This is a genomic window from Nocardia sp. NBC_01327 (assembly GCF_035958815.1).
In the GTDB taxonomy this organism is placed as follows: domain Bacteria; phylum Actinomycetota; class Actinomycetes; order Mycobacteriales; family Mycobacteriaceae; genus Nocardia.
The window spans coordinates 4156501-4172983 of the sequence record NZ_CP108383.1 but is presented as its reverse complement, the minus strand read 5'-3'; the positions used below and the strand labels follow the sequence as shown (position 1 = coordinate 4172983).

The window sequence follows — 16483 nt, the reverse complement described above, 5'->3', positions numbered from 1 at the left end:
TGCTTCCTGATGAGTCATGGTGGTACACCGCGTGCCGCCACACGTCCGTATCGGCGAAGCTCAGGTGGCGGGATCGGCTGTGGCGGGCGGTATCTCGACGGAGATTTCACCGCCCAGGTCATAGCCGTCGGCCAGGTGCAGGCCGTCACCGCTCCAGAATCGGCCCGGGTCATACCAATTGGGGCTGCGGTTCGAGGGGAGCAGGCCCATTCCCTGGTAGGTGGCGGCGACGATTTCGGCGCAGTAGGCGCTTTCCAGTTGGCGGGCGGTCGGCTGCGGAGACTTGCGGCGGGGCAGTTGGGCGCGGCCGCGGAGCCAGCGGCCGGCCAGTGCGGTGGTGGAGGGGAAGGGGGTGCCGTCGAGGCGGGCGATGGTGCGCAGCAGGCTTTCTTCCATACCGGGGGTGATCGGGCGGTTCAGCTGGCGCAACCAGGCCTGCTGTTCGTAGCGGTGGGACCAGACCATGACCGCATCGCGCAGGTTGTGCAATTGGACGCCGCGGTGCGCGGTTCCGGACCACATGTCCGGAAGCGAACGACCCAGTTCCGCGTGCCAGATCAATGCGGGCAGATCGTCGATCACGACGGACATGCCGACATGGTTGACCGGACTGTTGGTGGTCATGCGAATCGCCCGGTCGGCGGCCGAATGTCCACGGAACAACCAGATGTCGCCGGTTCTGGTGAGCTCGAGTGCTCGGTCCAATCCGATGCCGGTACCCGTCATACCCGTAGCCTAGGCGGTATGAGGTGGTGGAAGGCAGTGGGATTGGCGGGTGCGGCCGGAGTGGTCGCGACCGGAGTGGTCGTCGTGCGTTCCGAGCGTCGTCGGCGTGCCTACACCCCGGACCAGGTCCGTGAACAGCTACACGTGCGATTCGCGCAGGCGACCGCGGCCGAAGGAGCGATCGAAACTGCCCCTCCCCCAACGCGAAACGCCTCCGGTATCCGCGAACGCCTGCGACAGTTGTTCGAGCGATTCACCGCCACTCGGTGAAGTTGACCGACGCTCTGTGAATCAGAGTTGGCGGGGCGGCTCGACGCGGACCAGGCCGGACTGGAAGGCGATGACGACGAGTTGGGCGCGGTTCTGGACGCCCACCTTCGACATGGCGCGCTGGACATGCGTGCGCACGGTCAGCGGGCTGACGTACATCTTCTCGGCGATCTCCTCATTGGACATGCCCTCGGCGACCATGGCGACGACTTCGCGCTCGCGGGCGGTGAGGACCTCGAGGGATTCGGCTGCGCTGACACGGCTTTCGGGGCGGGCGAGGTAGCGCGCGATCAGGGTGCGGGTCGCGGTGGGCGAGAGCAACGAGTCGCCCGCGGCGACCACGCGGATGGAGCGCAGCAGTTCCTCGGGGCCGACGTCCTTGCCGAGAAATCCGCTGGCGCCGGCGCGCAGAGCCTGTGCCACATACTCGTCGAGTTCGAAGGTGGTGAGGATCAGGACGCGGGTCTCGCGCAATTCCGGGTCGGCGCAGATCTCCTGGGTCGCGGTGAGACCGTCGACCCCGGGCATGCGGATATCCATGACCACCACATCCGGCTTGGCCGCCTGCGCGAGTTCGACTGCCTCACGGCCGTTTCCGGCAATGCCGACCACCTCCATATCCTCGGCCGAATCGATCAGCAGCCGGAAGGTTCCGGCCAGCAGGGCTTGATCGTCGGCCAGCAGAACACGGATGGTCATGGCGTTTTGTCCTCGTCGTCAGGGGGTTTCGGTGGCTCGAGGGGAAGTTCGGTGGTGACTTCGAAACCGCCGTCCGGCCGGCACCCGGCCTGCAGGTGGCCGCCGACGGAGACGGCTCGTTCGTTCATGCCGATCAGACCATAACCCTGGCTGTCCGAGTCCTCTTCGCCGCGAACGGGTTCGGAGGCCGTGCCGCCGGCATTGGTCACGCTGATGGTCAGCAGCAGCCGGGAGTAGACCAGCCGCACCGTCGCCGCCGAGGTTCCCGCATGCTTGGTGACATTGGTGAGCGCCTCCTGGATGATCCGGTACGCCGTCAGATCCGCGCCGGGTGACAGCGGGCGCGGGACCCCGGTGATCGACAGTGACAGGGTCAGGCCGGTCCGCTCGAAAGAGGTGAGCAGTTCCGATAATTGCGCCAGGCCCGGTGTCGGTTCCAGCGGAGCGTCGGAGTCGTCCTCGCGCAGCAGTCCCACGGTGGCCTTGAGTTCCCGCAATGCCGCCGATGTGGTGCCCGCCAGTTGATCGAGCATCTCCTGCGCCTGATCCGGCTTGGTGCGCAGCAGATATGCGGCAGTGGAGGCTTGGGCGTGTGCGAGGGCCATATGGTGCGCGACGATATCGTGCAGCTCGCGCGCGATCCGGAGTCGCTCCTCCCCGACGCGTTGCCGCGCCTCCTCCTCGCGGGTCCGCTCGGCCAGTTCGGCGCGCGCGTGCAGGGCCGCCAGATAGTCGCGCCTGCTCCGCCCGGCCTCGGCGAACGCGCCCGCCACGAGCACCGCAGCCACCAGGGTGATGCGCCCGGGATTCAGCAGCGGCCAGAATTGGTGAAAGAGCGAGGTGATCAGCAGGACGCCGCCGGCGATCACCGGTGCGACCTTCGCGGTGCGCAGATCCGGTGTCCAGAGCCCGATCGAATACGCCGCGACCAATGCCGCGCCCGCGGTCACGATGGACACCTCGAAACCCAGGGCGCCGATGGCAACACCGCAGGCGGTGGTGATCACCAGGACCGCACGCGGGAACATGCGCCGCCACAGCAGGGTGAACGAGGCCAGTGCCGACAATCCGAAGACCGCCAGCGACGCGGGGCGGACCACCACCGCGCCCTGCCCGGCGCCGTGATCGGCCAACCGGCTCGCATAGGTGGCCAGCCCGCACAGCAGAATGGCGATGACCACATCGACGGCACGGCTGTGCCGTCGTGGCCACTGCGACCATTCTGCGGTCATCATGCGTTCCTCTCGTCGTTGAGAACCCTAATCGGCAGGCCGGCAAGAGACCGGTAGGCCGCCCACCCGGGACGGCCTACAGGAATCTCGCCATACCCCCATGGTCGTGGCACGGCCATGTAGTCGGCATCGTGCGTGTGAAGGCCGTCACGTGTACTGCGGATGCAGTACATAGGGCCGCTATGTACTGCGTTCCGCAGATCGAGTGCCGCGTGCTGCCGGATTCAGTTCGAGTACTGGTGGGCGGTCAGCGCGAGCGTGAAGTCACGGGGCTTGAGGGTCGGGAATTCCTCGATGTCCAGGCGGTATCCGGTGGGGGTGAGGGTCTGGGTGTGCAGGACGTGCACCAGGGTCAGCACGGCTTCGTGCAGTGCCAGCGCGCGGCCGATGCAGGCGCGGGCCCCGGTGCCGAAGGGTTTGTAGGACTTGGGAGTGGGTCCGGTGAGGAATCGGTCCGGAGCGAAGGCGTCCGGGTCGTCCCAGCGGGTGGGGTCGCGATGGATCGCGAGCAGGTTCAGATACACCCAGTCGTGCGGGGTGACCGGGTGCTCGCCGATGGTGGTGTCGGACAGCGCGCTTCGAATGAATGCCGGGGCCACCGGGTGCAGGCGCAGGGTCTCGTCGATGATCGCCCGCAGGTAGCGCAATCCGACGATGTCTTCGTATTCGAGTTCGGCTGGGCTCTTACCGGTTTCGGCGATCTCCTGGCGCGCACGCTCGGCGATCTGCGGATTGCGGGCGAGTTCATAGAGGGCGAATGCCACTGTGCCCGAGGTGGTTTCATGACCGGCGATGAGCAGCACCAGGGCTTGATCGATGATCTGATCGCGGGTCAGCGGTGCGCCCTGCTCGGGGTCGGTATCGCTGAGAGCCCGAAGAATGGGCGCATTCGCGCCGGGGGTGTCGATGATCATTTCGACATGCCGGCGCAGGGCCTCGGCGTGCGGCGGTGTGGGATTCACGCCCAGGACGGCATCGAGGAACGGAATGATCTTGCCGCGGTTGGTGGCCCGAATGAGCGCGAACATGGTCCGCACGAAATCATTGCGCTGCTCGCGTGAGAGCGCGGCGCCGAATCCGGCCTGGGTGATGATGTCGTAGGCCAGGTCCTGCGTCAGATCGGTGATGTTCACCGGCTGCGGCGCCTCGGCCCAGCGGCGAACGTGCGCGGCGATGAGCGGATTCATGCTCGCGTGGTACTCGCGCATGGCGGTACGACTGAAGGCCGGTTGCAGACGCTGATGCGCGAGCTTCCACAGCGCATCCTCCGTGCCGGTGAACAGCAGTCCGGTCGGCGCCATGGGCGCCAGGCGGCGGAAGGCCGGGCCGTTGACCTTGGTCCATGCGGCATCGTCGAGGATCGGTTCGGCCAGTTCGGCCGAATTCACAATGAGCATGCGCGGATAGCGCAGCACGCGTACCTCGAACACCTCACCGAGTCCGGCATAGCCGGTAATGCTCTGCGCGGGCGTCTGCGCCGAGAGTGAGAGGGCATCGCCTACGAATGGAATGCGCCAGGGGGGATGGGGGACGGCCGGCATCTGGACCACTCCTTTGCGAGGGCGGACAGGACTCGAGTTTCGGTCTGCAGGTCGGCGCCACCGGGAATCTCGAGCTGCCGGGCGGCGAAATTGGGCGGTTCCGCGGCCAGCTTCGCATCCCGCGCGGCCCGCAGCAGCGGGGCGATCGACGCGAGATCGGTGGCCGCGGCGGGCTCGTGGTCGGGCACATACGGCAGCAGCGACAGGATCGCGTCATTGATCTCGATGACCATGCGATGCAATCGGTAGGTGGCTCCGGCATTGTCCGGACGCGGCTGGACGATATCGGGACATGCGGCGGTGAGCTCCTCCCACAGCGGAGTGAGATCGTCGAGAGCGCGCGCCACCGGATCACCGCGGACGGCGTCGAAAGCCCGCAGCACCAAGGGAATAGCGGCGAGCGGCGTGAAGGCGATGATGTCCATGACGAACGCCATCCGATCGGTGTTCGCCGCGTATTCGGTGAAGGCGTTCACATACCCGGTCGCCAGCACGAGCGAGGTGCTCAGCCCGAAGCTGAGACTGCAGATCAGACCGGCGAAGATGGCCATGAACAGCAGGTAGAACACTCGCGCGGCGAGCGGTGGCCGGGCCCGCAGTTCCTGGACGCAGGCGGCGACGAGCAATATCGAACAGGCATAGGGGAAGACGACGAACAGCACCGTCATCGGCGCGGCTTCCCACCCGGGATACTGCAGGACGATCCCGCCGCCGGCCGCCACGGGGCTGCCCAGCACCAGGTAGCCGAGTCCCATAGCGACGGCCGCGGCGTACACGATCCGCGCGGACAGCGGATTCTGCTGCCGCGCATGGGAGATCATCAGGTACGCCTCGGCGGTCACCACGATCATGAGCGCGTTCGCGAGCTGGTACTGCCGTGCGGGGGTGAGCCATTCGAGCAGCTGGACAATCCACTGCTGCGCCGTCGCGATGAGCAGCAGCCACGCGATCGTGGATCCGACCAGTGCGCCATTGATGCGCCGCTGCGCGAAAGTATCGCTGCACCAGCGCAATCGAAGAATCGTCACACTCGCGGTGAGGATCCACAGCGGCCAGGCCACCACTTCGGGCATGGACGAGTACGGAGGCAGCATGTGCGAATTCCTCAGCCGCGCACGAAGATATTGCGCAGCGGTGCGAAGGGGCGGCGGCGGATATCGGGCATGATGAGATTCGCGAAGGTCTCCGCCTCGAGCTCCTTGGCGGTATCGAAAACGCCCCGCGCGAGTACCGTCTCCATTCGCGCGATCGAGGCCGATCCGACAAATCCACCGAGGTATTCGCCGAGGGAATCCTGGATGCGCTCACCCTCGTGCCCCAGCAGCAGATGGCCGATTTCGTGCAGCACGGTGTGCTCGACCATATAGCGGGAGGACCGCTCCTCGTAGACGATGAGCGTCAGATCGTCCATCTCCGCCAGCAGTCCGCACGGGAATCCGGCGGCGCGCAGGCCCCGATGTCCGGTCAGCACAATGGGTTTGCCGCGCTGTTCGGCGAGCAGGTCGACAAATCGCTGCAGATTCCAGGGGCTGGGGATCTCGAGTTCCGCGACCAGCGTCGCGAGGGGATCAGCGCCCGCCATGCGGTGCATCCACGGGGTGCGGGTGTGCGGCGGACCGCGCATCTCGAATGGTGGTGACCAGCAAGTCCAAGGCCTCGACATCCATGGCGCCGCCCCGGAAATGCACCGCGCCGAGCTTGATGCCGAGGGTGCGCGCAGTCTCGAGGATCGAGAGCTTCTGATCGAGTACCCGCATCTCCTCGAGGTCGGGCTCCAGTACGTATCTGGGGTCGATATCGAAGTGTATTGCGATGGCGCGCAAGAGATCCGGTGGTGCGTCACCCTCTCCACTACGCACCGCGGCGATCTCGGCGCGGGTGACGGTGCGAGCGAGGATCGCGTTCGCGGCCGCGGCCGCGGCGATCATATCGTTCAGGCCGTCCTGATCGTCGGGTGATCCGAGCAACCCACACAGTCGGTTGACTCGATCCGCGACGACATTCATGCCTGGTTTTCCCCTGAATCCTTACGCGCCTGCTGCAGCCTTTCCATGAATCTACCCGTCAGTTCACTCGCAATGCCCGCCGTGCCGCCGATCAGCCAGCGCCGGTACAGCTTCTCCTCGTAGTCGGGATCGTCCTCGGAAACCGGTGCGCTGAGCAGTTCCCGGAAAGCGTGCTCGACCAGCGGCAGCGCCGATCCGTCCGCCTGCCAGTTCCGTTCCAGCAGGTCGGTGAGGTAGAGGCCGAGCAGTCGGCCGAGATCGGTATTGAGCCGGTCGACACTGGCACGCAGCCTGGCCGGATCGGCCGGATCCTCGGCCAGGACCTGATTCAGTTCGATCTGAACACCGAACAGATCCAGCGCCAGCGCCGCCGGGACCGCCACGAAGGCCGTGCCCGCGTCGAGCTTTCGGCCCGGCACGACCGCCTGCGGCTTCTCACCACGCCAATATGCCCGTGCGGCACTGCCACTCCCCCAGGACAGCGCGGAATCGAGGCGCCGGAAGGTCACCGGCTTCGGCGCCGGCCCCAGATTCGCGGCCTCGACGCGGACGAGCGTGCGCCGGGTCGGTCCACCAGCCGCGATCACATCGTCGAGGCTGAAATTGAGCTCCCGCCGCCGCTCCCGCACACAGGCCGCGAGGAACGTGGCGTACTCAGGTTGCATGTAAACCGAATCTACTGCATGACCTGTCTTTCACGACAGTGATATCCGGTTCATTCTCTACTGATTTTGCTTGCTGGGCTGCGGGATCTGACCTAGGCTGTGAAAGCCGACGGCCGGGACAGCGCCGTGCTGGTCGTCGTGCGACGGCTCGCGGTGGTGCACCGATCTGTGCGGAGGGGAGAGATCGGCGCACCACCCCGAGTGCACTCGGATACAGCAAAGTAGGCCGCCCCTCGGGACGGCCTACCGGTGCTATTACATTCAGGCGTTGGCTGATTCGAGCTCTCGGACCGGCTCCTCCGCCTTCAGATGGTTCAGGCTCTCGCCCTCCACATCCACATTCGGCAGGATCTTCGCCAGCCACTGCGGCAGCCACCAGGCCTTGTCGCCGAGCAGTGCGAGCACCGCCGGCACCAGCGTCATGCGGACGATGAAGGCGTCGAAGAAGACCGCCGAGGCGAGCCCGAGGCCCATCATCTTGATCATCGGTTCGCCGCCGCCGATGAATCCGGCGAAAACCGCGATCATGATGGCCGCCGCGGCCACCACCACCCGGGCGCTGTGCCGGAATCCGGTGACGATGGCATCGTGTGCGCTCTCGCCGTGTGCGTAGGCCTCACGCATGCGGGTGACGAGGAAGACCTCGTAATCCATCGCGAGTCCGAACACCACGCCGATCAGGAAGATCGGCATCATGCTCATCACGGGTCCGGTCTGATGGACGCCGATGATGTTCGCCAGCCAGCCCCACTGGAAGACCGCGACGATCACACCGAAGGCCGCGCCGACCGAGAGCAGGAAGCCCAGCGCCGCCTTGATCGGGACCGCGATCGAGCGGAATACGACCATCAGCAACAGGATTGCCAGGCCGACCACCACCGCGAGATACGGCAGCAGGGCGTCGGACATCTTCTGCGAGACATCGATATTCATGGCGGTCGCACCCGTGACCAGTACGGTCGCACCGGTCGCCGACTTCAGACCGCCGGCTTCGCCGCGCAGCGCGTGCACAAGATCCTTGGTCGCGGTCGCGGACGGGCCGCTGGCGGGCACCACGGTGAGCATGGCGGCATCACCGGCCTTGTTGAACATCGCGGGCGATACCGAGACCACATCCTTGGTCGCCGCCAGGGTCTTGGTGACCTCGTCCAGCGCGGCCTTCGGATCACCGACGCCCTTGACATCGACGGCGACGGTGAGCGGGCCGTTGAAGCCCGGACCGAAGCCCTCGGCCAGCGCATCGTAGGCGCGGCGCTGGGTGGTCGAGGTCGGCTGCGATTCGTCACCGGGCATACCGAGTTCGAGACTCGATACCGGCAGCGCCAGCACGCCCATGCCGACCAGGCCGATCAGCAACACTGCCACCGGGCGGCGGACGACGAAGGTGGCCCAGCGGGTGCCCATATTGGGCTTCTTCTCCGCAATCGGCATGGCGGCCAAGGCCTGTGCGTCGGCCGGAGACTTCGCATCAGCGGCGAGCGCCTTGCGGAATGCCTTCGGCATGACCGCGCGCTGGAAGAATCCGAGCAGCGCGGGCAGCAGTGTCAGTGCGATGGTGACGGCGACCGCGACGGTGCCGGCGGCGGCCAGACCCATCTTGGTGAGCGCCGGAATACCGACGACGGCCAGGCCGCCCAGTGCGATGACCACGGTGAGTCCCGCGAAAACCACTGCGGATCCGGCGGTTCCGACGGCTCGGCCCGCCGATTCCTCGGCGCTGTAGCCCTCGGCTCGTTCGGTCCGGTATCTGGAGACGATGAACAGCGCGTAGTCGATGCCCACCGCGAGCCCGAGCATCATGGCGAGAGTTGTTGTGGTGGTGGACATGCCGATCGCCACGATGGCGGCGATGCCGACGCCGATTCCGATGAGCGCGGTGAGCAGGGGCAGACCCGCTGCCGCGAACGCGCCGAAGGTGATCATCAGCACGATGGCGGCAATGGCGATGCCGATGGCCTCGGTGGCGCCGCCCATTTCGGGCTTGGCCATCAGCGCGGTGCCACCGACCTCGACGGTGACCCCGGAGGTCTTGCCATTGTCGATCGCCGTGGTGAGCGCGTTCTTGGTGGCGTCGGTGAGGTCCTGGGGTGTCGCGCCGTAGCTCACGGTCGCGTAGGCGGTCGTGCCGTTCTTACTGACCGCACCGGTCTGGAACGGATCGAGTACGCCCTTGACCTGGGCGCCGCCGGACACATCCGACACGATCTTCTCGACCGCGGCCTTGTTCGGCTCGGAGCTGATCTGCTGGCCTTCGGGCGCTACGAAGACGATACGAGCTTGTGCGCCATCGGATTTGGTGCCGGGAAAGCGTTCGCCGAGCAGATCGAAGGCCTGCTGGGATTCGGTCCCCGGAATCGAGAACGTATCCGGCGGGGGCGTCGGCGCATTGGCGGCTCCGGCCACCAGCGCGGCCATGACCCCCAGCCAGAGCAGGACGACGAGCCGCCGCTTCTCGAACGAGAACCGACCGAGCCGGTACAGGAATTTCGCCATGTCGCCATGATCGTTCTACGGCTCTGTAGTCGGCATCGTGCGTGCGGAGGCCGTTGCGCGTACTGCGAATGCAGTACGCCGGGCTACCTCGTACTCGATCCGCAGGCCGCAGCGGCGCCCCGGTTGCGCGGGTGTTCGATCGAGAAGTGTGTCGGTTCGGTGGAGGTGTGGCTTGTCGGCGTGGCGGCCGGGGTCGGCTGTCGCATGCTGACCATGGCCGGTCGTACACCCGGCGAAGGAGGATATGCGGTGGCCTTGCGACGTCGTGAGCTGCTGATCGGCATTGCCGGAGCGGGTGGTCTCGCTCTTGCCGGATGCGCCGGAGAACCCGCGCCGCCGCCCAAGCCCGCGGTGATCCGGTTCGATCCCGCGGCCGATGCGCACAATGTCGAAGCGCGTAAGCCGGGCACCGTCAAGGTCGCCGACGGGACGCTGCGGAATGTCGAGTGGATCGACGAAACCGGCCGTTCGCTGCCGGGCGTATCGGCGCCCGATCACCGCAGCTGGACCAGTAGCGAACCGCTCGGCTACGGGCACACCTATACCGCGAAAGCCGTGGCGCAGGGCGAAACCGGAGAGGTCAGCGCGACGACGACCTGCTCGACGGTGCTGCCCGATCGGCTCATCGATGTCTCGCTGCGGTCGGCCAACAAGGTCGAGATTGCCGAAAACGACACTTACGGAGTGGGTTTCGTCCTTGTCGCGCATTTCGACGAGCCGGTCAACCGGGAGGTGGCGGCGGCGCATATGAAGATCACCGCCGAACCGGCGGTGACCGGGGCCTGGTATTGGCTCGACGATCAGAATGCGCACTGGCGGCCGGAGCGGTACTACGCGCCGGGAACCAGGATCACCGTTGCGGCCGAGCTGTTCGGCGCGGCACTTGCCGACGGTGGTTACGGACTGCGCGATCAGCGGGTGTCGGTGCTCATCGGTCCCGCGCATGTCGCGATCGCCGATGACAATACGAAGCAGATCGAGGTGTTCGAGAACGGAAATCTGGTGCGCACCATGCCCACATCGATGGGCAAGGGTGGCACGGCGGTGGTCGGCGGCACTGTGCTGTCGTTCTGGACCCGGCCGGGGGTCTACACCGTTTTGGACTGCAGGAATCCGGTGACCATGGACTCCTCGAGCTATGGGCTGCCGGTCAATTCCGGCTTGGGCTACCGGACGACGATCTACCACGCGGTCCGCCTCACCCACGACGGAATCTATGTGCACGAGCTGGCGGGAAGCATGTGGGCCCAAGGCAATACGGATGTCTCGCACGGCTGTTTGAACATCTCCCCCGACGATGCCGCGTGGTTCTACGACTTCGTCATTCCGGGTGATGTGGTCGAGGTTCGCAATACCGGTGGCGATCCGCTCGATATCTGGCAGAACGGTGACTGGACGATCGCCTGGCCCGATTGGCTGCGCGGCGGCGCGGCCTGATTCAGTCCTCGTCGAGGTCGGCTATGTCGACCTTGTCGCGGTCGGCCCATTCCAGCAGCGGTTCGAGGTCGAAGACGGCTTCGTCGATGCCGGCGTGCAGGTCACCCAGTTCGGCGTAGCGCGCGGGGACCGTGGACATGGTGAAATCGCGGGGGTGCAGGTCGGGGAGTTCGTCCCAGCGGATCGGGGTGGACACCGTGGCCTCCGGGACGCCGCGGACCGAATACGCGGCCGCGATGGTGTGGTCGCGGGCGTTCTGGTTGTAGTCGACGAATAGTTGGCTCGGGTCGCGGTCCTTGCGCCACCAGGCGGTGGTGACGTCGTCCGGGGCGCGGCGCTCGACCTCGCGGGCGAAGGCCAGCGCGGCCCGGCGCACCTCCTGGAAGCCGAAGCGGGGTGTGGTGCGCACGTACACGTGTAATCCCTTGCCGCCGGAGGTTTTCGGCCAGCCGACCGCACCGAGTTCGTCGAGCACCTCCTGCACCACACCGGCCACCCGCTGCACTCGCGACCATGGGCAGTCCGGCATCGGATCCAGGTCGATCCGCCATTCGTCGGGCATCTCGGTGTCGAAGCGGCGGGAATTCCAGGGGTGGAACTCCACCGTCGACATCTGCACCGCCCACACGACATCGGCGAGCTTTTCGACACACAGTTCGTCGGCGGTGCGCCCGTAGCGCGGAAAATACAGCTGCACAGTGGGAATCCAGTCCGGCGCACCGGCGGGCACCCGCTTCTGATGCACCTTGCCGCCGGGCAGACCCTTGGGAAACCGGTGCATCATGCACGGCCGATCCCGCAGCGCATTGACGATCCCGTCCCCCACGCTCAGGTAGTACTGCACCAGATCGAACTTGGTAGCCCCGGTCTCGGGGAAATACACCCGATCCGGATTGGATACGCGCACCGTCTGCTCGCCCACCGCCAACTCCACGGCCGGCGACGCCGATTTACTGGCCACCCGTCCGACGATAACGGGCATTCCGCCCACACGCCCGCCGCAACACGATCTGCGGCGAGGTTGTCACACGCTCACGGCAACCGATTCATACACACTCTCCAGCTCAGTCGACTCCACCAGCTCATCCACCCGCCGATGCGACTCAGGATGAATCAACCGCGGCATCGCCCGCTGAAACGCCTCCATATCCCCGTCGAACCTGATGATCGTCAGAATCCGGCGATCATCACCCGGATCCACCCCCACCTCGACACCAGCGGGATACGGGTCCCCGCTATCCGGCGCCCAAGCCCGCACAAAATCGTCCACCGACACCCCTACCCGAACTCTCCGAGCAAACACCGCAACAATCACGAACGCCTCCCACCCTTCGGCCACCCCAGGGCGGCATCGAGACTACGAGCCGACAGCATCCCCGCCGACGCCACAATCCAACCTACTGCACGAATTCGATGACGCTTCGACTCAATCCAGATCCCTTGCACAACAACATCATCTGTGCTGCGGAAGCTGACTCACGGGCCGTCGCGCGTAGGTCTCTTCGGGGTTCACGACGATCACGTCCACTTGGAGCACCAACGCCGCCGGTATCTCCCCACCCTCGAAATGCTCAGGGCTGGGGACTACCACCGCTTCAGCGTCCAAGCGGGTCGCCTGCGCCCTCAAACGCGCCAGTGGCGGACGTCCGAACTTCGGGTCATAGATCACCATATCGGCGAAGTCGTACCCGAGACGCTCAGCTAGCCTTCGGATTTGGGATTGATCCCACATCTGGGCAACGCCCGATACGTCGGTACGCAGGTACCCGATACATGTTGGCTTCCAGCGCATTACAGCCACTCCGCCTTCCTCATCGTGAGCCTGTCCGTGGAGTTGGAGATAGAACCCGGCGTAGTCCTCGTCCACGTCCCCGGTGCTCTGCAGTTCGAGCACCCCGCCGGGGAACGAGAACAGTCGTGTGCGCTCCGCTTTGTCATCCATGACCGCCCCTGTCGTCGGTTGGCGAGGCCCGCCTGGACCGAGACGATTGCACCGGCCCCGAACGCTTGGATCGACGCTAAGAGACCTCAAACCTGCTTGGCCACACCTATGCCGAACTATGCTGAAAATGACTTAATCACTGGTCAGCCAGGTCATTTGGGCGAGACAATTGGAGCTTGTAGGCATAGTTGCGCGTAGTTCAGATAGGAGCGTCATCATGTTGTTGAAATTCCTCGGCAAGGGCGGTTCGGGTGACGGCGATTGCCCAACGCTGTACGCGACCGACACCGGCACTTACGTTGTGGTGGGCTGGAAGACAGGGACGCAGGCGACTGTGGAGATTCCGCATCTACTGCTGGGGTTCGCAGAGCCGGAGACATTCATCGGTGCCACATTGAGCGACACCGGCCGCGGGACGTTCCTGATCTCCGGCCAGCCGATCACCGACCGTGCGACGGTGGACACGATGAGCATGGAACCCCACGAAGCCGCCATTGAAGTGCCGAAGGCGGAGAGGGCTTTTCACGGTGTTACTGCGGCAGCCTAGTCCGTGGCCTGAGCTGTTCCGGCTGGCCGAGCAGGAGGCATTCCATCTGGAGGTGAGAGACGCCTACTCTGTTCCCAGTGAGTCCGAATCGCTGCGCCGATTCCTCAACGGTGCAACACCGGTACCGGAGTACGGCAGGCGACCGTGGACGGAGCTTGTTCAGGAAACCGTCGGTCGCGGAGTGCGGGTGACTCGGGTCCGTGTAGTCACGGTGCCGCACAGCGACTATCAGCGCTGGCTGCTTTCGATCACGGCGGGCAATGTAGATGCCGGAGAAGACATTCGCTATCTGCCTCGACACCTTGCCGGGGACGTGCCCTCGGATGACTGGTGGCTGTTCGACGGCACGACAGTGGGTTTCAACCTGGTAGACAATGACGGCAGACCCTCCGGAGCGGCAATAACCACCGACCCCGGCATCGCGGCGTACTGCCGGGGAGTGAAGGAAAAGCTGTGGCGATCGGCGGTCCCGTTCAATGAATACGAACGTGAACTCTGACCGGTGACCAATTCTCTACAGCAAGCGCGCGAAGCTCTCGGGGAACGCCTCCGGGAGCTTCGCCAGTCCGCCGGACTCAGCGGTAGCGAGCTTGCCCGCAGGGCCGGATGGCATCAGACCAGGATACCCAAGATCGAATACGGCAGGACGAAACCGTCGATCGCCGACATCCAGGTGTGGTGCACCCTTACCGGGGCCCAGAGTGAGATGCCGAATCTTGTTGCTACGCTGCGGAATATAGAGACCTCGTATCGCGAGTGGCGGCGAACGCTCAGCGGTGGGACCAAACAGAAACAGCACGAGATCCTGCATCTGATGCAGCAGTCCAAGGTGATCCGCGCCTATCAGCCGTCCCTGATACCAGGACTTCTTCAGACCGCGGAATACGCTTCCACGGTCCTGCGCAGGTCGATCAAATTCCACGGGATACCCGATGATCTCGATGAGGGAGTCTCCAAACGCATTGAGCGCCAGCAGATTCTCTACCGAGGGGACCACCGGTTTCATATCCTCATGGGCGAGCAAGCTTTGTACAACACTGTCGGCGGGGACTCGGTCATGATCGGGCAGTTGGACAGACTACTGGCCGCGATGGGATTACCCCGGGTCACCTTCGGGATCGTGCCGATGAGCGCCGAACTGCCGATGCAGTTGACCAACTTCGTCATGTTCGACCAGCGCAGGGTAACCGTCGAGTCGATTTCCGCGGAACTCACCGTTACCCAACCGCGAGAAATCAAGCTCTATCACCGAACCTTCGATGTCCTGGTTGGGCAGTCGGTGTCCCCCTGCGTGTCAGGGTGAGGTGAGTCCACCGGCTCGGAGCCAATCGGAGATGCAGGGCGAGAGACGGATCGCTATTTCATGACCAGGACAAGAGCCGCGGTCGCCGAAGGCCACAATGGGCGGATGGGTTCTCCAGGGCCGCGTGGTGACGAGCCGAAGCGGCGGCGTGCGTTCAGCGCAGCGGACAAGTTGGCGTATCTGCAGGCCTACGAGCAGGCGATCGAACACGGCGACGGTGGCGGGTATCTGCGCCGAGAAGGGCTGTATTCCTCGCAGATCAGCGAGTGGCGCAAGCAGCGCGACGCGGGGGTCCTCTCCGGTAAGAAACCGGGTGAGAAGGTCGGTAAACTGACCGCTGAGCAAGCCGAAATCGCACGTCTGACAGCGGAATTAGCGCGTGCCAACAAACGTCTCGTCACTACCGAGGCCGCCCTGGACATCATGGGAAAAGCACACGCTCTCTTGGAATCTCTCTCCGAGAGAGCGGATTCCGACGAGCAGCGCAGAAGGCGTTGACCACCGCGTACATGTCGTTGACCGATGCCGGAGCCGGTACTCGGCGTGCGGCGGTATTGACGGGACTGGTGCGTTCCACCGCGAACCGCCGCCGTAAGGCCGCCGCGGCACCGAGTTCGGGTGTACCGCAACCGGTTTCAGATCCGGTGAACAAGCTCTCCGAGTTCGAGCGACGCGCGATCCTGGAGAAACTGGGCAGTGCCGGGTTCGTCGATCTGGCGCCGTTGCAGGTCTTCGCCCAGCTCCTGGACGAGGGCACCTACCTGTGTTCGGTGTCCACGATGTATCGGGTGTTAGGGGAAAACAAGCAGGTCAAGGAGCGGCGCCGGTTGGCGCGGCATCCGGCCAAGGTGTGTCCGGAGTTGGTCGCCACCGCACCGAGGCAGGTGTATTCGTGGGACATCACCAAGCTCGCCGGCCCGGTCAAGGGACAGTATTTCGATGCCTACGTGATGATCGACATCTACTCCCGTTACATCGTCGGGGTCCATGTTCACAATCATGAATCCGGTGTTCTGGCAACGGAATTGATGAAAGAGATCTTCGGGGTCCACGGGATTCCGCAGGTAGTGCACGCCGATCGGGGCACGTCGATGACGTCCAAATCGGTCGCCGCTCTGCTCGCCGATCTCGAGGTCACCCGCTCGCATTCACGGCCACGGGTATCCAATGACAACCCCTTTTCGGAGGCGCTGTTCAAGACTCTGAAATACGGTCCAGAGTTCCCCGAACGTTTCCGATCACTCACCGAGGCACGACAATTCATGGATTCCTTCGCCGGGTGGTACAACCACCAACACCGCCACACCGGCATCGGTTTACACACCCCCGCCGACGTTCACTACGGGCTGGCCACCGACAAGGCCGCCGCCCGCCAAGCCGTGCTCGCCCAGGCCCGCGCCCGCCACCCACACCGCTTCGGCACCACCACGGCACCGAAGATCCTTGACCTACCCGAGACCGTCTGGATCAACCGACCAGCCGACGACGCCACCCAGGAGGCCGACACGACAGCCGCTTAACACCCGTTGGACTCATCCACCTTGAAAAATTCCGTCCGGAGACGATGCACGGCAGCTGATTACCAAAGCACTACAAGCGCACCGCACCAGGTGAGGCAGCGA

Annotated in this window: 18 protein-coding genes; 6 read left to right on the top strand and 12 right to left on the bottom strand. The window is 64.9% G+C overall.

Going from position 1 to position 16483, the window contains the following annotated elements; translation table 11 throughout:
• Positions 1-60: 60 nt before the first annotated feature.
• Positions 61-726, bottom strand: coding sequence for a hypothetical protein (locus OG326_RS19020; protein WP_327145985.1), 666 nt, complete (start codon positions 724-726; stop codon positions 61-63).
• Between the two features lie 18 nt (positions 727-744).
• Between OG326_RS19020 and OG326_RS19015 the strand changes: the two genes are divergently transcribed.
• The gene (locus tag OG326_RS19015; protein ID WP_327145984.1) at positions 745-996 is read left to right on the top strand and encodes a hypothetical protein; all 252 of its coding nucleotides are present in this window, start codon (positions 745-747) and stop codon (positions 994-996) included.
• A gap of 21 nt (positions 997-1017) precedes the next feature.
• Here the strand turns inward: OG326_RS19015 and OG326_RS19010 are convergent, their stop codons facing one another.
• The 8 genes from OG326_RS19010 to OG326_RS18975 all read right to left on the bottom strand — a co-directional run bounded on the left by OG326_RS19010 (position 1018) and on the right by OG326_RS18975 (position 9632).
• Entirely contained in the window at positions 1018-1695 is a 678-nt protein-coding gene (locus OG326_RS19010) for a response regulator transcription factor (RefSeq protein ID WP_327145983.1), read from the bottom strand.
• Positions 1692-2927 (bottom strand): sensor histidine kinase, encoded by a 1236-nt coding sequence (locus OG326_RS19005; protein WP_327145982.1) that lies wholly within the window; start codon positions 2925-2927, stop codon positions 1692-1694. The genes OG326_RS19010 and OG326_RS19005 overlap by 4 nt, the downstream gene beginning before the upstream one ends.
• Positions 2928-3151: 224 nt before the next feature.
• On the bottom strand, positions 3152-4468 hold the full coding sequence (locus OG326_RS19000; RefSeq protein WP_327145981.1) for a cytochrome P450: 1317 nt from the start codon (positions 4466-4468) through the stop codon (positions 3152-3154).
• Positions 4426-5562: an MAB_1171c family putative transporter gene (locus OG326_RS18995; RefSeq protein WP_327145980.1), complete on the bottom strand. Its 1137-nt coding sequence runs from the start codon at positions 5560-5562 to the stop codon at positions 4426-4428. The genes OG326_RS19000 and OG326_RS18995 overlap by 43 nt, the downstream gene beginning before the upstream one ends.
• 11 nt (positions 5563-5573) lie before the next feature.
• A complete protein-coding gene (locus tag OG326_RS18990; RefSeq protein ID WP_327145979.1) occupies positions 5574-6050 on the bottom strand; it encodes a hypothetical protein in 477 nt (158 codons plus the stop codon).
• A complete protein-coding gene (locus OG326_RS18985; RefSeq protein ID WP_327145978.1) occupies positions 6037-6474 on the bottom strand; it encodes a hypothetical protein in 438 nt (145 codons plus the stop codon). Before OG326_RS18985 ends, OG326_RS18990 begins: the two co-directional genes overlap by 14 nt.
• A complete protein-coding gene (locus tag OG326_RS18980) occupies positions 6471-7139 on the bottom strand; it encodes an XRE family transcriptional regulator (protein ID WP_327145977.1) in 669 nt (222 codons plus the stop codon). Before OG326_RS18980 ends, OG326_RS18985 begins: the two co-directional genes overlap by 4 nt.
• 261 nt (positions 7140-7400) lie before the next feature.
• Positions 7401-9632, bottom strand: coding sequence for an MMPL family transporter (locus OG326_RS18975; protein WP_327145976.1), 2232 nt, complete (start codon positions 9630-9632; stop codon positions 7401-7403).
• Positions 9633-9881: 249 nt separating this feature from the next.
• On the opposite strand from OG326_RS18975, the gene OG326_RS18970 reads away from it, so the two are divergent.
• Positions 9882-11069, top strand: coding sequence for a L,D-transpeptidase (locus tag OG326_RS18970; RefSeq protein ID WP_327145975.1), 1188 nt, complete (start codon positions 9882-9884; stop codon positions 11067-11069).
• A 1-nt stretch (position 11070) separates the two neighbouring features.
• On the opposite strand, the gene ligD is transcribed toward OG326_RS18970, so the two are convergent.
• From ligD to OG326_RS18955, 3 genes are all read right to left on the bottom strand, one after another.
• Positions 11071-12030, bottom strand: coding sequence for a non-homologous end-joining DNA ligase (gene ligD / locus OG326_RS18965; protein ID WP_442790974.1), 960 nt, complete (start codon positions 12028-12030; stop codon positions 11071-11073).
• 63 nt (positions 12031-12093) lie between these two features.
• Positions 12094-12339 carry a hypothetical protein gene (locus OG326_RS18960; protein ID WP_327145973.1) on the bottom strand — a complete coding sequence of 82 codons (246 nt, stop codon included), beginning with the start codon at positions 12337-12339 and terminating at the stop codon, positions 12094-12096.
• Between the two features lie 183 nt (positions 12340-12522).
• Positions 12523-13011, bottom strand: a complete 489-nt coding sequence (locus OG326_RS18955) for a hypothetical protein (protein WP_327145972.1) — start codon at positions 13009-13011, stop codon at positions 12523-12525.
• A 217-nt stretch (positions 13012-13228) separates the two neighbouring features.
• On the opposite strand from OG326_RS18955, the gene OG326_RS18950 reads away from it, so the two are divergent.
• The 4 genes from OG326_RS18950 to OG326_RS18935 all read left to right on the top strand — a co-directional run bounded on the left by OG326_RS18950 (position 13229) and on the right by OG326_RS18935 (position 16381).
• A complete protein-coding gene (locus tag OG326_RS18950; protein WP_327145971.1) occupies positions 13229-13558 on the top strand; it encodes a hypothetical protein in 330 nt (109 codons plus the stop codon).
• Positions 13539-14057, top strand: coding sequence for a DUF6879 family protein (locus OG326_RS18945; protein WP_327145970.1), 519 nt, complete (start codon positions 13539-13541; stop codon positions 14055-14057). The genes OG326_RS18950 and OG326_RS18945 overlap by 20 nt, the downstream gene beginning before the upstream one ends.
• A 3-nt stretch (positions 14058-14060) precedes the next feature.
• Complete coding sequence (locus OG326_RS18940; protein WP_327145969.1) at positions 14061-14861, top strand: helix-turn-helix domain-containing protein; 801 nt, start codon at positions 14061-14063, stop codon at positions 14859-14861.
• A gap of 105 nt (positions 14862-14966) precedes the next feature.
• A protein-coding gene (locus tag OG326_RS18935; RefSeq protein ID WP_327146491.1) for an IS3 family transposase occupies positions 14967-16381 on the top strand; the annotation gives its coding sequence in 2 pieces (ribosomal slippage) (positions 14967-15333 and positions 15333-16381; 1416 coding nt in all).
• Positions 16382-16483: the final 102 nt, after the last annotated feature.

What these genes read in the sequence shown, in the direction of transcription:
- OG326_RS19020 (WP_327145985.1), bottom strand. Translation starts at nt 726, where the DNA reads ATGACGGGTACCGGCATCGGATTGGACCGAGCACTCGAGCTCACCAGA.
- OG326_RS19015 (WP_327145984.1), top strand. Translation starts at nt 745, where the DNA reads ATGAGGTGGTGGAAGGCAGTGGGATTGGCGGGTGCGGCCGGAGTGGTC.
- OG326_RS19010 (WP_327145983.1), bottom strand. Translation starts at nt 1,695, where the DNA reads ATGACCATCCGTGTTCTGCTGGCCGACGATCAAGCCCTGCTGGCCGGA.
- OG326_RS19005 (WP_327145982.1), bottom strand. Translation starts at nt 2,927, where the DNA reads ATGACCGCAGAATGGTCGCAGTGGCCACGACGGCACAGCCGTGCCGTC.
- OG326_RS19000 (WP_327145981.1), bottom strand. Translation starts at nt 4,468, where the DNA reads ATGCCGGCCGTCCCCCATCCCCCCTGGCGCATTCCATTCGTAGGCGAT.
- OG326_RS18995 (WP_327145980.1), bottom strand. Translation starts at nt 5,562, where the DNA reads ATGCTGCCTCCGTACTCGTCCATGCCCGAAGTGGTGGCCTGGCCGCTG.
- OG326_RS18990 (WP_327145979.1), bottom strand. Translation starts at nt 6,050, where the DNA reads ATGGCGGGCGCTGATCCCCTCGCGACGCTGGTCGCGGAACTCGAGATC.
- OG326_RS18985 (WP_327145978.1), bottom strand. Translation starts at nt 6,474, where the DNA reads ATGAATGTCGTCGCGGATCGAGTCAACCGACTGTGTGGGTTGCTCGGA.
- OG326_RS18980 (WP_327145977.1), bottom strand. Translation starts at nt 7,139, where the DNA reads ATGCAACCTGAGTACGCCACGTTCCTCGCGGCCTGTGTGCGGGAGCGG.
- OG326_RS18975 (WP_327145976.1), bottom strand. Translation starts at nt 9,632, where the DNA reads ATGGCGAAATTCCTGTACCGGCTCGGTCGGTTCTCGTTCGAGAAGCGG.
- OG326_RS18955 (WP_327145972.1), bottom strand. Translation starts at nt 13,011, where the DNA reads ATGGATGACAAAGCGGAGCGCACACGACTGTTCTCGTTCCCCGGCGGG.
- OG326_RS18950 (WP_327145971.1), top strand. Translation starts at nt 13,229, where the DNA reads ATGTTGTTGAAATTCCTCGGCAAGGGCGGTTCGGGTGACGGCGATTGC.